Consider the following 14,229-nt stretch of genomic DNA (forward strand, 5'->3'; position numbering starts at 1 on the left):
TTCCTGCCCCCGATCAGGTCGAGGGTAAACTCCGGCAGGAATCCAGTCTTTTTTCAGTATTTCTGGATCCCCGCCTTCGCGGGGATGACAGCCGACCATCCGTTCGCTGACCAGTTACAATTTTTATTAATTCTTCCTTGACCAAAATTCGTCCCAACAATATATTGGTCTTTGAGGATTGAATTTCATGAACAAGAAAGCATACGAAGTTAAAATTTTAAATCAAAAATTTTTATTACAAACCGATTCTGACGAACGCTACGTGAGAAAAGTGGCCGATTTCGTTAATGAAAAAATTTTTAATATTCAACAAAAAACCAAAAGTGTTTCCAGCCTAAACGTAAGCATTTTAGTAGCCTTGAATATTGCCGATGATTACTTTAAAATGAGAAAGAAGAAGGGTGAGTCAACGGCACACATGGAAGCTAAACTGAAAGACCTTGTGCAGTTGATCGATAACCACCTACAGCTACAGTAAAAATTGCTGTTCTTTGAATAAATGGCAACTTTAACGACTTGGATTTTTTGGGACCTCTAAAAAGGGCCCAGATGCAAGGCTCGCCTACGGCGAGATCCTTCGCTTGTGCTCAGGACAGGCTCTGCAGATGGGTCGTTTTTAGAGGTCCCATAAAGAATTTTTTCCCTGCTCGGTTCGTGTAAGGGTGCATAGCATTCTGAACTTGACTGATAGAACGGGAGCCCTGCCTTTTCATGGTGTGCAAGCCTACCAAGGTGGGTCAGGCCTTATGGCTGATCAACTTTGATTGTAGGAAGCCTAAAGTGAAAATAGGGAGCCCACCTTTTTGGGTGGAGTTCGAATCGGACCCCTCACGGCTGAGGTGGGGAAAAAATTTTTTATGAGCTTCATTTCTAATAAACCTAAGGCCCGTGAATTTTTTAAAAAATCCCGCGATTCCTTAACCCCAGAACAAATCCAGCAAAAATCCCAAACCATTTGTAAGCGCTGCTTGCAACTTTCTCAAGTTCAGCAGGCAAAACACATTGCTCTTTACGCGGCAACTTCCTCTGAAGTTCAAACCGATCCACTCTTCAATGCCCTTATGCAGCAGGCTAAGAGTATTTATTATCCCAAGGTATTAAATAAAACTGAAGTGGGGTTATTTTTGGTGAAAGATTTAAAAGAACTCATGCCGGGTTCTTACGGTATTCTAGAACCCTTAGGGGATTCTGCTTTGCAAGTATCTCCAGACTTGATTGAAGTTTTTTTTGTGCCAGGGCTTGCCTTCGATCATCGAGGGCATCGCTTGGGTTTTGGCAAAGGTTATTATGATCGGCTGCTCTCACAAACTAAAGCTTTAAAAGTAGGGTTAGCCTTTGCTGTACAGCTGACAAGTGAGCTCGAGCTTGCTCCTCATGATGTTAAAATGGATTTTATTCTCTCTGAAAAGTCATTGACATAAAGGCTATAATATGTTTTTATGCTTTTATGCAAACTCGCATTACCGTTGATCTTAAAGATTCAAAATTGTTATCCATCCTTAAGTGGGAAGCTGCTCAAGAAAATAAAACCATTCGACAGATTGTTGAAGATGCGGTGCGTAGCTATTTTTCCCATAAACTTGAAAATGAAATGCTATTAAAAGCAGCTCAAGCCACCTTTGCTCAGTGGGATAATCCTCAAGATGCCGACTACGACCACTTATAAGCCGGGGGAAATTGCTCTCGTTGGGTTTCCTTTTACAGATTTATCGAGTGCTAAAAAACGGCCTGCCTTGATTTTACGTTCTTTTTCAGTGCCTAGTTTGCCACGTCTCATCATCATCGCTATGATCACAAGTCAACTTGAAGGAATAAAATTAGAAGGTGATTATGAAATTCGTCAATGGCAGGCGGCGGGGCTACTTCATCCTTCTAAATTAAGGTTGGCCAAATTGGTTACTCTTGAAGAAAAGTTAATTTTTAAGAAATTAGGCAGTTTGACTGAAACCGACAAAAAGCCGGTGCGGCGAATTTTAAAAAACTTTTTTCAATTGTAGCTCTGTCTGTCATTGCGAGCCCAACGGGCGTGGCAATCTCACCAGTTAGACAGAAGGGATTGCTTCACCCTACTGGGTTCGCAATGACAGAGGAGCCACACTGCGGGCCCTGTCCTAAGGCACATGCGCTGGAGCGCGGCTGACGAAACAATCTAAGCACTCTCACTACCAAAACTGAGGCATTACCTCATATCCGCAGAGCTCCTTGCCTTCCCTCTAGGCTTCTGTTAGTCCCATGAACTTTAGGAGTTGAACGGTGCGAATTTTATTTAGTGGTGATGTGTTTGGTGAAGTGGGCAGAAAGGCGATCGCTAAACAGGTTCCTTATTATCGCCAAAATCATAAAGTAGATTTTGTAATCGTTAATGGCGAGAACGCTTCAGGTGGTGTTGGGATTAGCCGAAAAGATTGCCAATTTCTCTTAACTTGCGGCGTTGATGTGATCACCGGGGGTAACCATTCTTTTAAACAAAAAGATATTATTACTCATATTGAGCAAGAGCCTCGTTTGCTTCGCCCCGCTAATTTTCCCAAAAAAACTCCGGGCCGTGGTTATGTGATTCGTGAAGTCTATGCCGGGGTTAAAATCGCAGTGGTGAGTTTATTATGTAAGTTATTTATGGAACAAAGTTCTTCTCCCTTTGAAGAAATCGATAAAATTTTAGCAAACTTACAAGGCCAAGCTGAAATAATCTTTGTGGATGTGCACGGCGAGGCCACGAGTGAAAAGCGTGCCCTGGGTTGGTATTTAGATGGTAAGGTAGCGGCTGTGATTGGCACTCATACCCATGTGCCCACCGCCGATGAAGAAGTTTTGCCGAAAGGTACAGCTTATCTTACCGATGCGGGGATGACCGGGCCCTATGATTCGGTGATTGGTATCAAGAAAGAATTGGCGATTCGTCGCTTTACCGAAGGTGTCCCAGTTAAATTTGAACCTGCAACTCAAGATGTGCGTTTTTCTGGGGTGATGATTGACATTGACGAGTCTAGTGGTAAAGCGAATAAGATCCAGCGTATTTTTGAAAAAGTAGAAGTTTAGTATGTCATTGCAAATGGAGTGAAGCCAGCTCATGCAACTTAAAGAGCAAATTGAGATTATTAAACGAGGGGCCGTTGAGATCATCGGCGAGGCCGAACTCATCAAGAAATTAAAAAAAGACTGTCCCTTGCGCATCAAAGTTGGTTTTGATCCCACCGCAGCCGATCTTCATTTAGGCCATACCGTGCTTTTACAAAAGTTAAGACAGTTTCAAGACCTGGGCCACGAAGTTTTATTTTTGATTGGAGACTTTACGGCTTCGATTGGCGATCCCAGTGGTCGCAATGAAACTAGGCCCCCACTATCGACTGAAGACATAGAAAACAATGCCGCTACTTATAAGCAACAAGTGTTCAAAATTTTAGATCCTCAAAAAACCAAGGTGGTTTATAATTCCCAGTGGCTCGAAAATTTAGATTTAAGAGATACTATCAAGCTTGCTTCTAAATATACGGTAGCTAGAATGTTAGAACGTAACGATTTTGAAAACCGTTACCACGCCAATGTCCCCATTTCTATCCATGAATTTATCTACCCCTTGTTGCAAGGTTATGATTCGGTGATTTTACGCGCCGATATTGAGCTGGGGGGTCTTGATCAAAAATTTAATTTGCTCATGGGTCGGCATTTACAAAAAGAAGAAGGTATAGAAGCGCAGGTAGTTTTAATGATGCCGCTTTTAGAAGGCCTTTCAGGTGGCCAAAAGATGAGTAAGTCTTATAATAATTATGTTGGCATTACCGAAGCCCCGGAGGTGATGTTTAACAAACTCATGTCGATCTCTGATGATTTGATGTGGAAATATTATGAATTGCTAAGCGCGCGCAGTTTACAAGCCATCAGCGAGATCAAAAGCGCTTGTCAGTCGAATAGTTTGAATCCTCGCGATGCCAAAATCGATTTAGCTAAAGAAATTGTGACAAGATTTCATTCGGAGTTTCATGCCGAAAAGGCTAAAGAAAATTTTATTCGTTCTTTTAGTGAGCAAGAATATGAAACCTTGCCCGACATCCATTTAAGTTTGGGTACTCTTGAGTTACCACTTTATAAATTAGTTAAAGAGGCTGGTTTTGCCGAAACCGGCAATGAAGCCAAGGCAAAAATAAAGGGCGGGTCGATTTCAATGAATGATCAGATCATCAAAGACCCTCTGTGGAAGGTCATCAATAGCGGGCAGGGGGCCTTGCTTCGGGGTAAGATGAACAAGAAGAGGGTAGAGGTTCGCGTGTTCTGGGCCTGATCTTTTGTTTCGTGTAAAAACAAACTTTACTTCATGATTGTCTCATGTTAATATGACTATGGTTATGACTATGGTTGTATATATAAAGAGAATTTTATGTTAACCAGTTCTAAAGCTCAATTAAAGGCAAAAATGCTTGAAATCTTTAGGCGGATTGAGAAAACGGGTGAGGAGCTTATCGTTACAGATCGCCAAAAACCTGTATTACGCGTTATCCCCTATCATCAAAAAAAATCAGTCCATGAGGTTTTTGCTGATTTGAGAGGCAAGGTTCGCGCCCCTAAGAAAAAAGACCTCGAACTTCCTACTCTTGGGGAATGGAAAGATTTATAATCTATGCTGCTCCTCGACACCTGTACGCTCATTTGGTGGACTTTATTTCCAGAAGAGTTATCGAAAAGGGCAAAAACCTTGCTTGAACAAAGAGATATCCTCGTAGCTGTTTGTTCTATATCCATCTGGGAATTTGGCATTAAAGTGAAGAAGCGGCAACTTGCCTATCATCAATCCGTTGGCCATTATGTAGAACATTTACAGCAGATCGAGAATTTTAAGATCATCCCCATGGATGAAAAAATTTGGATTAAAACACTCGAACTGAACTGGAAACATAAAGACCCTGCTGATCGTTCGATTGTAGCAACGGCCCTTATCCACCAAGTTCCGCTCATTACTCCTGACCGAGCCATTAAGGCCTTCTATTCCAAGACAATTTGGTAATCAGAGTTGGAGATCTCAAGCTATTACGTAAAATTATTGGGGAATAGCCTGCATATGCACTTGACGCCACTCATTCCATTGCCATTTTTCCTTGTCATCCCTGCGAAGGCAGGGATCCAGTCTTTTCAAACACTTCTGGATTCCCGCTTTCGCGGGAATGACAACGGTGGCGTCAAGTGCATATGCGGGAGGAATAGGTAAGTTGGGAGTGTCGATTAGCCTCGTAACTCCGAACGTACGGCAATGCCTGAAAGCTCGTAGATTTTTCGATCAAAGGGGCTTTTGCCCACGGCGAGGCCTTCTTCGTTAATCACGAGTTCACCTTTGTTTTTAGTCGATCGGCCCGTGCCGGGGTCTAAGAAGTAAAGCTTAGTGATTTTTCCGGTCAACTGGTCGAGTTCCATCCCTGAAATCACCACCCAATGGTTGGTGCGAGTGGGCCTCATACCGCGATAGCTCACCACTGCGCCAACCGGTCGATTTGCCAATAATTCGGTTTTGATAATTTGTAAAACCCGAAAATTGGCCACAGGATTTACTTGTAAACACCCCTTTAATTTTTTGAAGTTGGTATAGGCCACGTTGCTATTACAATAGGCATCAGAGCCCAATAGGTGAGGGCTTTTACTCCCAAATATTTTATTAAAGTATAACCTTAACATTTTTTTCGTAGCGTCTAAGCAGTGAAATTGAGCACGTTCAGCGGGGTCATCACTTAGATTTTGCCGAACCCAGGGGATTTGATCGGTTAAGTCATGAACCCGCGTGGTTAAATGTTTCCACACGCCCATGAGTAGCGGTGTCGGATTAAGAGGATTTGAATCACTTAAAATCTTCGTTGTGGTAGTTGACGGCCTTGTTTTGGCAGCCGTTGGTTTTTCCGTTGAACCCAAAACAGCATTTTTAAAGGCAATGGCTATGCCTAGTGGTAAGAGTAACGGAATCATTTTTCCCCATACTTTCTAAATTATTATCGTCAAACCCATTAGAAAAGTTGCATTTTTAAATAGCCCGTCAAATCGGAATATGAGTGGGCTTGACTCGCTGTGGCATTTATTAGAGAATACTTAGGTCAGGTAAAAGGGGCAAAAAAGAGGGGGTTTTATGGGGTGTTTGTGTTGTCGGCCATCCAAGGCCGTTCTTTTTTTGGTAAGTTTAGCCATCTTGCCATTTTCGGGTCTTTTGTCCTGTGGTTCAACGAGTGGGGTAAATCTTTCGGATTTAACCTTTTCCGAACTCAACGAAGCCGTCCAAACAAAATACTCTGACTTGAACAGTACCTTGGTAACCTATGTGCAGGCCGATCAAGATCTGGCAACCAGTCTTGCAGCCTCGAGCACTTCAGGTTCACAAATGATCTCCGATTTAGAGGCGGCTTTGGCGGCAGGCGATGCCTATGTCAGTGCGGTGGATAGTTACACCGACTATATGGAGGAATATGGGAGTCGGCTGACTTCGGCCTCTATTTCTTCGCTGAATCCCCTTACTTCACAGGGGGAAGAGGGGAGTATGATCTCTTTTCAAGGCGTCGACCCGATTGGTGCAGCCCAAATGGCTGCTATGATGTCCAATTGTCGACAACAAGTTGAGGCTTGTATTGCCCTGGCCCCCAATGACCCTGAAGATGTAGACAGGCTCATTTGTCTCCATGCACTTACGACGAAGTGCTTGGCAAAGTCAGCCAGTATGATGATTAGTGGTTTAGTAGGGACGGGGGCTGCAGCTCTTACAGGCTTGGCATTAGCGCCCTTGGTTCCTGTAACAATCACTGTGACCGCAGCGGCAGGAATAAGCCTGGGGGTAGGTGTTGTAGTAGGGGTGGTTTGGGATTTTTGTACTTCTTCCAGTAGTATTTCCGCAGGCAATCTTACCAACCTTGATTCGAATTCAGGTTCTTGCGCCCATGCGACCAGGAATTTAAGTTATTCCGGTAGTAATTTGGCAACCTCTCTTCCTCAAGGTACCGGAACCCTGCGTGTGCACATTGCCGGTTGTGCGGCCATTTATCAAACGGCGACCGTTGGGTCGGGTGGGCTGCATGTGAATGTAAAATGCGTTGATGATGGTACTTCAGAAAGTGCAGCCAATGACAACAATGACGATACAACAACCGAATCCAGCGCCCAAGATTCTGGCGATGGAACTTGCTCAACAGTTCAGACTATCGGGCTTTCTCCTAGCCCCTCGGATCCTGCACCCAATCAAGCAGTGGTTGTAACAGCAACTGTATTTCCTGTGGCCTCGAGTTGTACCATAGCCTTCAGCATTTCGGGTACCGATGGTTATTCGAAGAGTGAGTCTCCCACAACGTCGAGTAGTGGTGCGGCTTCTTTTACGATTCCCGGAGGTGCTTCAGGGGTGGTGGATACCGTCACAGCAACTTCGAATGGACTTAGCAACACGGTGGTTTACGTTTTTTGATTGATCACCGGTGCAACAGTTTAATTGGGTGGTTTTTCTCCTTGTAAGCGGCTAAATTCTATAATATTTGTTTTTTGCATTAACCCTTGGAGAACCACCCTTGATTCCTCGTTATAGTCGTCAAACAATGGCTCAACTTTGGGAGCCGGAGTATAAATTCCAAAAATGGTTAGAGATTGAAATAGCCGCTTGTGAGGCGTGGAGTGAATTGGGGAAAATCCCAAAATCCGATTTAGATCAAATTAAGCAAAAAGCTAAATTTTCGATAGCTCGTATTGATGAGCTGGAAAAAGAAGTTAAGCATGATGTGATTGCTTTTGTGAGTTGTGTGGCCGAAAATGTGGGCGATGCCGGGCGCTTTATTCACATGGGGCTTACCAGTTCTGACGTTTTAGATACGGCCTTGGCCTTGCAACTCAAAGAAGCAGGGTTACTCATTCAAAAGGGTTTAGAGGGGCTGGCAGAAGTTTTGAAAAAGCGTGCGCATGAATTTAAAGACACTTTGCAAATGGGGCGCTCCCACGGCATTCATGCCGAGCCCATTACCTTTGGGTTGAAGCTGGCTATTTGGTACGATGAAATCCGGCGGCATCAAGAGCGGTTGAATTTAGCCTTAGAGCAAATTGCTTACGGGAAAATTTCGGGGGCGGTGGGTACCTTTGCCAATATTCCTCCCGCTATCGAAACTTATGTGATGAAAAAATTGGGATTAAAGGCCGCGCCTGTTTCTAATCAAATTGTGCAGCGCGACCGCCATGCCTTTTATTTTTCAGTGTTGGCCGGCATGGCTGGTTCTATTGAAAAGTTTGCTACTGAAATTCGTCACCTGCAACGTACCGAGGTTTTAGAGGCTTGTGAATATTTTAGCCCGGGGCAAAAGGGCAGCTCGGCCATGCCCCATAAAAAGAATCCTATTTTGTCAGAGAATTTGTGTGGTTTGGCAAGGCTGGTGCGAGGTTATGCGGTCGCGGCTTTAGAAGATATAGCGCTGTGGCATGAGCGCGATATCTCGCATAGCAGTGTTGAACGGGTGGCAGCGCCCGATGCGACTATTTTAGTCGATTTTATGCTAGTTCGTATGACGGAGATTTTGGCCAAACTCATCGTTTATCCCGAGAACATGAAGAAAAATTTAGAGAAGTTAGGTGGGGTAGTTTTTAGTCAGCGAGTTTTGTTAGCTTTGATTGAAGCGGGCTTGAGCCGTGAAGAGGCTTATCGAGTGGTGCAAGATAATGCCATGAAGGTATGGGATGAGGGTGGTCATTTACAAGATTATTTAAATAAGGATAGTCGAGTAAAAGGAAAATTAAATTCCAAACAATTAGCAGAACTGTTTGATTATAGTTATCACACCCAACAAGTGGCCACGATTTTTAAAAGGGTTTTCAAAGAATAGGTGACTTATGTTTGAAAAAAAAGAAAAGTTATACGAAGGCAAATCCAAAATTGTTTATGCCTCCAATGACCCAGATATTAACATTCTTTATTATAAAGACGATGCCACCGCCTTTAATGCCAAAAAAAAGGGGACGATTCACAACAAAGGTATCTACAATAATAAAATTGCCAGTGCGATTTTCCAAATGCTCGAAGCCAAGGGGGTGAAGACGCATTTCGTAAAATATTTATCAGAACGAGAAATGGCGGTTAAAAAACTAGAGATCATTCCGGTAGAGGTGGTGGTGCGTAATGTGGTGGCTGGTTCGCTCAGTAAGCGCCTGGGGATTGAAGAGGGTGTGGAATTACCCGAACCCTTGTTAGAGTTTTTTTATAAAAGCGACCCTTTGGATGATCCCATGATTGCAGAACAGCATATTTTATTATTCAAGTGGGCCACGGCCGATGAGATTGCCATCTTAAAACGCGAGGCCTTTCGAGTTAATCAAATCTTAAAGCAATACTTTAAAGATCACGGGATCGACTTGGTTGACTATAAACTCGAGTTTGGCCGACATAAAGGCCAGGTGTTGTTGGGTGATGAAATTACTCCCGATGGTTGCCGGCTCTGGGATAGCCAGACCAAAGAAAAACTCGATAAAGACCGGTTTCGTCGTGATTTAGGCAAAATTGAAGAGGCCTATCAACGTGTTTATGCCACCGTATGTGGGGGTGCGATGTGAAGGCCAAGGTTTATGTGACGTTAAAAACCGGGGTGTTGGATCCGCAAGGCAATGCGGTGTTACATGCCGCTCATGCTTTGGGTTTTGAAGAGGTTCAAGATATTCGAGTGGGGAAGGTTTTTGAAATCACGCTTAAGCAAGTCGATGAGGCTAGGCTTAAGAAACTTTCGAGTGAATTGTTGGCGAATACGATTATTGAAAATTTTAAAATTGAAATTGAATAAGACTGTCATTGCGAGGCAAAGCCGAAGCAATCTTCAATATTATAAAAAGGAAGATTGCTTCGCTATGGCTCGCAATGACAGTTGTTTTTTATGAAAATTGGTGTTGTAGTCTTTCCTGGGTCTAATTGTGATTATGATTGTTATTATGTTTTGAGCCAAATCCTCAAAGTTGAAACAGTGTTTTTGTGGCATAAAGATCATGATTTGCAAGGGGTGCAGGCGGTGGTGTTGCCGGGGGGGTTTTCTTATGGGGATTATTTACGTTGTGGGGCGATTGCTAATTTTTCTCCTATTATGGCAGAGGTGCGACGTTTTGCTGAGCTTGGGGGGTCGGTGTTGGGGATTTGTAACGGTTTTCAAATTTTGACCGAATCAAAATTATTGCCGGGGGTGTTGATGCGCAATAAAAGTTTAAAATTTATTTGTGACACCCCTTATCTTCGCGTCGAAACAAAGCATTCGCAATTTTCCAAATCCTATCAAGTCGGCCAAGTTTTACAAATTCCCATTGCCCATATGGAGGGGAATTATTTTATTGAAGCTGAAGGCTTGAAACGGCTTGAAGACAATGACCAAGTGGTGTTTCGTTATGTGAATGCCACGGGGGAGGCCACGGCAGAATCTAATCCCAATGGGGCGTTGAATAACATTGCGGGGATTAAGAATGAGCAGGGGAATGTGGTGGGGATGATGCCGCATCCTGAGCGGGTGAGTGAAAGTATTTTAGGTAGTGTGGACGGGATAAAAGTTTTTGAGTCTTTATTGAGTTAAATGATAAGTGCCACGTCTTTTCGAAGCCGGCAGAGGCTCTCTCAACCCCGAGCAAAGGGGTTTCGAGTAGCCTCTGCCGGCTTCGAAAAGACTTCTTATAAATATGAAAAACATAACTCCTGAAATAATTATGCAGCATGGCTTGACCTCGGAAGAATATCAAAAGATTCTTCAAATCTTGGGGCGGGAGCCCAATCGGGTGGAGTTGGGGATTTTTTCGGTGATGTGGAGTGAGCATTGTAGCTACAAAAGCTCTAAAATTTATCTCAAAAAATTACCCACCGAGGGGCCGCAGGTGATTCAAGGCCCGGGTGAAAATGCGGGTGTGGTTGATATTGGTGATGGTTGGGCGCTGGCTTTTAAAATGGAATCCCATAATCACCCTTCGTTTATTGAGCCCTATCAAGGCGCTGCCACCGGAGTAGGGGGAATTTTGCGCGATGTGTTCACCATGGGGGCACGGCCTATTGCTAATTTAAATTCATTGCGTTTTGGTATGCCTTCGCACCCTAAAACTAAAAGCCTGGTGAATGGTGTGGTTGCTGGCATTGCGGGTTATGGCAATTGTATGGGTGTGCCGACGGTGGGAGGCGAAGTTTTTTTCGATGAATGTTTTAATGGAAATATTTTAGTGAATGCCATGACCGTGGGTTTGATTCGGGCCGATCGCATTTTTAAAGGCGTGGCCAGTGGAGCGGGGAACCCAGTTTTGTATGTGGGTAGCAAAACCGGCCGGGATGGTATTCACGGGGCCACCATGGCAAGTAGTGAGTTTGATGAAAAGAGCGAAGAGAAACGCCCCACCGTGCAAGTGGGGGACCCCTTTGTTGAAAAATTGCTGTTAGAGGCTTGTTTAGAAGTCATGTCGCACGATTATCTGGTGGGGATTCAAGATATGGGGGCGGCCGGGCTTACCAGTAGTTCTTTTGAAATGGCTAGCCGAGCAGGTAGTGGGATTGAATTGAATTTGGCAATGGTCCCCACCCGCGAAACGGGTATGACGGCTTATGAGCTGATGCTCAGCGAATCCCAAGAACGCATGTTGATGGTGGCAAAAAAAGGTTATGAACAAAAGGTCATTGATATTTTTAAAAAGTGGGATCTTGACGCGGTAGTCGTAGGTAGGGTCACAGATGATGGCAACATGACCTTAAAGATGAATCATGAAACTGTGGGTAAACTTCCTATTGCCCCCTTGGTGGCTAGCGCGCCGGTTTATGAACGGCCTCTTAAAAAACCAACCAATCGTGGATTTTTAGCAGAATATAGTGAAGCAAAAATTTTAAAAGAATTCCCTGAACCCAAAAATTACGAAAAAGTTTTTTTGCAAATGCTCTCTAGCCCCAATTTATGTTCTAGGCATTGGGTGTGGCGGCAATATGATCATATGGTGATGACCAATACGGTAGTGTTGCCAGGTTCTGATGCGGCGGTGCTGCGTATCAAGGGTTTAAAACAGGCAGTGGCGATCACCACCGATTGCAATAGTCGCTATTGTTATTTAAACCCATACGTTGGGGCAAAACTTGCGGTGGCCGAGGCGGCTCGCAACCTAGTTTGTAGTGGGGCCAAGCCCTTGGCGGTGACCGATTGCCTTAATTTTGCCAGCCCCGAGCGCCCCGAGACCATGTGGGAATTTGCAGAAGCCCTGCGAGGCATGGGGGAAGCTTGTCAGGTGTTAGGCACGCCCATCGTCAGTGGCAATGTGAGTTTTTATAATGAAACGCAAGGGCGGGGGATTTTTCCCACCCCTACCTTAGGCATGGTGGGTTTATTGGAAGATTCCAACCATTATTTAACGACTGGTTTTAAACAAGCTGGGGATGTTATCTATTTGTTGGGTAAACCACAGGCCCACTTAGGTGGCAGTGAATTTTTGAAATATGTGCATAATAAAACTTTAGGCTGCCCGTGCCCAGTTGATTTAAAGCAAGAGTTGCAATTACAAAACTTAGTGTTGAAACTTCATCAAGCAAAACTTTTAAATTCAGCTCACGATGTGTCGGATGGTGGCTTAAGCATCGCGTTGGCAGAATGTGCTTTGACAAGTCGTTGCGATTTAGGTTTCGAGGTTTCACTCGAGGGTCAAGGGCGTGGTGATCAAATACTTTTTGGAGAAGGGCCGAGCCTTATCATTGTTAGCGTAGCTCCAGTGCAAGTAAAAGATTTTGAACAGATAGTAAACGTGGCTCAAATTCCCATGCAAGCATTAGGGAAAGTGGGTGGGGCCAAAATTAAAATGGGAAGCTATTTTGATTTGATGTTAAGTGAAGTAAAAGAAATTTGGAGATCAGGTTTTGAAAGGGGTGTCCTAGCATGTGCGGTATCGTAGGGGTTTATAATCATCCTGAAGCTCAAAAGATTGCCTATCTAGGGCTGTATGCCTTGCAACATCGAGGGCAAGAGTCGGCGGGCATTATATCAGCCGATGGTAAAGAGTTGCATAATTATCGTGGCATGGGTCTGGTCGCTGATATTTTCACCGAGCCCGTTCTCAATAAATTACCTGGTACTGCAGCGATCGGTCATACTCGTTACTCAACCGCCGGTGGGTCTCATTATAAAAATGCCCAACCTTTTTTGGTGAATTACGCCTTAGGTGAAATTGCCGTGGCCCACAATGGCAACTTGGTGAATGCCCTAAAATTGCGGGGTGAGTTTGAGGCCTATGGGTCGATTTTTCAATCCACCATGGATACCGAAGTCATTATGCATCTCATTGCCACCAGCCGTGAAAAAACTTTAGAAGATCGCATCATCTACGCCTTGAAAAAAATCGAAGGTGCCTTTTCGTTAATTTTTCTAACGCCCGATAAAATGATTGTGGCCAGAGACCCGCATGGGTTTCGCCCGCTGGCTTTGGGTGACATTAATGGGTCCCCGATTGTGGCTAGCGAAACCTGCGCCTTAGATTTAGTAGAAGGGAAATTTGTCAGAGAAATAGAACCAGGCGAGGTGGTGGTTTTTAGTAAAAATAAAGTTAAATCACTATTTCCTTTCCCCGAAGTTAAAAAGGCCTTTTGCATTTTTGAACATGTTTATTTTGCCCGCCCCGACAGTTTGGTTTTTGGCCGCAATGTTTATGAGATTCGCAAAGGTTTTGGCCGACAATTGGCCAAAGAAGCCCCAGTTAAAGCCGACATTGTCGTGCCCGTGCCCGACTCTGGGGTGCCAGCGGCCTTAGGTTTTGCGGAGGAATCAGGGACCCCTTTTGAGCTGGGGCTCATTCGTAATCATTATGTGGGTCGTACTTTTATTGAGCCAACGGATCAAATCCGTCACTTTGGTGTCAAAATCAAACTCAATGCGGTTCGCGAATTCGTGCAAGGCAAAAAGATCGTGTTGGTCGATGACTCCATTGTGCGGGGCACCACTTCTAAAAAGATCGTGAAGATGCTCTATGATGCCGGCGCGAAAGAAATTCATTTTCGTATTTCAAGCCCGCCCACCCAATGGCCATGTTTTTTTGGGATCGACACCCCTAATCGCAAAGAGCTCATTGCGGCTAGCCACTCTATTGAAGAAACAAGAAAGTTTGTAGGCTGTGACAGCCTAGCCTACCTTTCGCGCGAAAGCCTTTTTTATTTTCAAAAATACAAAGGCGAATATTTTTGTGACGCCTGTTTTTCAGGCAAATTCCCAGCCCGCCTCACCGACTGGCCTGAAGTGGAAAAGTTAGCGAAGAAGGTCTAAA

The 14,229-nt window shown here is 44.3% G+C and carries 16 protein-coding genes and 1 other RNA gene; 16 read left to right on the forward strand and 1 reads right to left on the reverse strand.

Annotated elements, in window-relative coordinates; translation table 11 throughout:
- The first annotated feature begins 187 nt into the window (after positions 1-187).
- The 9 genes from HYU97_04060 (at position 188) to HYU97_04100 (ending at position 4,999) form a co-directional block, all read left to right on the forward strand.
- The gene (locus HYU97_04060) at positions 188-478 is read left to right on the forward strand and encodes a cell division protein ZapA (protein MBI2335918.1); all 291 of its coding nucleotides are present in this window, start codon (positions 188-190) and stop codon (positions 476-478) included.
- Positions 479-637: 159 nt separating this feature from the next.
- A non-coding RNA gene (gene ssrS / locus HYU97_04065) (6S RNA) lies at positions 638-850 on the forward strand.
- 7 nt (positions 851-857) lie between these two features.
- Positions 858-1,421, forward strand: a complete 564-nt coding sequence (locus tag HYU97_04070; protein ID MBI2335919.1) for a 5-formyltetrahydrofolate cyclo-ligase — start codon at positions 858-860, stop codon at positions 1,419-1,421.
- Between the two features lie 26 nt (positions 1,422-1,447).
- Positions 1,448-1,666 (forward strand): hypothetical protein, encoded by a 219-nt coding sequence (locus HYU97_04075; GenBank protein ID MBI2335920.1) that lies wholly within the window; start codon positions 1,448-1,450, stop codon positions 1,664-1,666.
- Positions 1,644-1,997 (forward strand): type II toxin-antitoxin system PemK/MazF family toxin, encoded by a 354-nt coding sequence (locus HYU97_04080; protein ID MBI2335921.1) that lies wholly within the window; start codon positions 1,644-1,646, stop codon positions 1,995-1,997. Before HYU97_04075 ends, HYU97_04080 begins: the two co-directional genes overlap by 23 nt.
- A 256-nt stretch (positions 1,998-2,253) precedes the next feature.
- A complete protein-coding gene (locus HYU97_04085) occupies positions 2,254-3,039 on the forward strand; it encodes a TIGR00282 family metallophosphoesterase (protein ID MBI2335922.1) in 786 nt (261 codons plus the stop codon).
- 31 nt (positions 3,040-3,070) lie between these two features.
- Positions 3,071-4,279, forward strand: coding sequence for a tyrosine--tRNA ligase (locus tag HYU97_04090; protein ID MBI2335923.1), 1,209 nt, complete (start codon positions 3,071-3,073; stop codon positions 4,277-4,279).
- A 96-nt stretch (positions 4,280-4,375) separates the two neighbouring features.
- Positions 4,376-4,612 carry a prevent-host-death protein gene (locus tag HYU97_04095; protein ID MBI2335924.1) on the forward strand — a complete coding sequence of 79 codons (237 nt, stop codon included), beginning with the start codon at positions 4,376-4,378 and terminating at the stop codon, positions 4,610-4,612.
- A 3-nt stretch (positions 4,613-4,615) separates the two neighbouring features.
- Positions 4,616-4,999 (forward strand): type II toxin-antitoxin system VapC family toxin, encoded by a 384-nt coding sequence (locus HYU97_04100; GenBank protein MBI2335925.1) that lies wholly within the window; start codon positions 4,616-4,618, stop codon positions 4,997-4,999.
- Between the two features lie 215 nt (positions 5,000-5,214).
- Here HYU97_04100 and HYU97_04105 read toward each other — a convergent pair whose 3' ends face one another.
- Complete coding sequence (locus HYU97_04105; GenBank protein ID MBI2335926.1) at positions 5,215-5,946, reverse strand: hypothetical protein; 732 nt, start codon at positions 5,944-5,946, stop codon at positions 5,215-5,217.
- A 157-nt stretch (positions 5,947-6,103) separates the two neighbouring features.
- Here HYU97_04105 and HYU97_04110 point away from each other — a divergent pair, with 157 nt between their 5' ends.
- From HYU97_04110 to HYU97_04140, 7 genes are all read left to right on the forward strand, one after another.
- Complete coding sequence (locus tag HYU97_04110; GenBank protein ID MBI2335927.1) at positions 6,104-7,420, forward strand: hypothetical protein; 1,317 nt, start codon at positions 6,104-6,106, stop codon at positions 7,418-7,420.
- Positions 7,421-7,520: 100 nt separating this feature from the next.
- Entirely contained in the window at positions 7,521-8,816 is a 1,296-nt protein-coding gene (locus HYU97_04115) for an adenylosuccinate lyase (protein MBI2335928.1), read from the forward strand.
- A 7-nt stretch (positions 8,817-8,823) separates the two neighbouring features.
- On the forward strand, positions 8,824-9,540 hold the full coding sequence (locus HYU97_04120) for a phosphoribosylaminoimidazolesuccinocarboxamide synthase (GenBank protein MBI2335929.1): 717 nt from the start codon (positions 8,824-8,826) through the stop codon (positions 9,538-9,540).
- A complete protein-coding gene (gene purS / locus HYU97_04125; protein ID MBI2335930.1) occupies positions 9,537-9,764 on the forward strand; it encodes a phosphoribosylformylglycinamidine synthase subunit PurS in 228 nt (75 codons plus the stop codon). The genes HYU97_04120 and purS overlap by 4 nt, the downstream gene beginning before the upstream one ends.
- 90 nt (positions 9,765-9,854) lie before the next feature.
- Positions 9,855-10,535 (forward strand): phosphoribosylformylglycinamidine synthase subunit PurQ, encoded by a 681-nt coding sequence (gene purQ / locus HYU97_04130; protein MBI2335931.1) that lies wholly within the window; start codon positions 9,855-9,857, stop codon positions 10,533-10,535.
- 103 nt (positions 10,536-10,638) lie between these two features.
- Positions 10,639-12,867, forward strand: a complete 2,229-nt coding sequence (gene purL / locus HYU97_04135) for a phosphoribosylformylglycinamidine synthase subunit PurL (protein ID MBI2335932.1) — start codon at positions 10,639-10,641, stop codon at positions 12,865-12,867.
- Positions 12,852-14,228, forward strand: coding sequence for an amidophosphoribosyltransferase (locus HYU97_04140; GenBank protein MBI2335933.1), 1,377 nt, complete (start codon positions 12,852-12,854; stop codon positions 14,226-14,228). Before purL ends, HYU97_04140 begins: the two co-directional genes overlap by 16 nt.
- The last annotated feature ends 1 nt before the right edge of the window (position 14,229 follow it).

The sequence above is a fragment of the Deltaproteobacteria bacterium genome (genome assembly GCA_016183235.1).
Classification (GTDB): Bacteria; UBA10199; UBA10199; order DSSB01; family JACPFA01; genus JACPFA01.